General features: G+C 59.1%; 1 protein-coding gene. It reads right to left on the bottom strand.

Annotated elements, in window-relative coordinates; all coding sequences use genetic code 11:
• Positions 1-230: exodeoxyribonuclease V subunit gamma (locus tag R0J87_RS25420; protein ID WP_498889791.1), on the bottom strand; the 230-nt coding region annotated here is incomplete at both ends.

Below are 230 nucleotides of genomic sequence, written 5' to 3'. Positions count from 1 at the left end.
GGATCAATGCGCCCCGCTTCCCATTCCTGTATCCACTCCGGCCGGTACACCAGGTACTGATCAAAGATGTCGGCAATTTTTCCGGCCAGCTGAAAACGGCGCTGCTGATGAGCATCCTCTGCAAGGTAACGCGCCAGCGGCGCAAATTCAGGCTGCTCCAGCAATCCGGGCAGCACCTGCATCAGCGACCAGGTCATGGCGTCTTTATTGAAGGCACTGCGGGCCGGCAC

The sequence above is a fragment of the Halomonas sp. SIMBA_159 genome (assembly GCF_046536035.1).
GTDB lineage: Bacteria > Pseudomonadota > Gammaproteobacteria > Pseudomonadales > Halomonadaceae > Vreelandella > Vreelandella venusta_A.
The sequence above is the reverse complement of the archived record's forward strand: the minus strand, read 5'-3'. Positions and strand labels throughout refer to the sequence as shown.